We start from the raw sequence: 417 nt of genomic DNA on the forward strand, positions 1-417 counted from the left end.
GTAAACTTCTGGATCAGGTCGTTTTGGATATTGCCAGCCTTCCGATAGCATGCTTGAAGCTTGGCTCTCGTCTTCAAGTAGTTCTTGCTGTTGTAGGCCGCTTTTCCATTTTGGATTCGTTTTCTGGCAAGTTGTCTTTGATAGTGCTTGATCTTCTTGTAAATCTTGTCAAGACGCTTAGGCAGGACGTTTACCCGACCTTCCGTGTAATCGAAGTGGCCAACGTTCACGTCAACGGCTGTTGCCTTGCCTGTCTTAGCTGGCTGCTTAATGTCTTCAACCTGGAAAGGAATGGATGCGTAATAATTGCCCGCTTCTGTGAAATAGCTGATTACGCCGAAGTCATCAGAAAGCACAGGCTCATTTAAGCGAATCCGGCCAAGTGGCCAATCCTTGCGCCCCTGCGGGCATTCCAGC

Annotated in this window: 1 pseudogene; it reads right to left on the minus strand. The window is 48.4% G+C overall.

The features are described 5' to 3' along the window. Positions 1 to 417, minus strand: a pseudogene (locus OCH80_RS10225) (RNA-guided endonuclease TnpB family protein); the annotation flags it as partial.

It is taken from the genome of Lactobacillus sp. 23-2, from assembly GCF_044902225.1.
In the GTDB taxonomy this organism is placed as follows: domain Bacteria; phylum Bacillota; class Bacilli; order Lactobacillales; family Lactobacillaceae; genus Lactobacillus; species Lactobacillus absianus.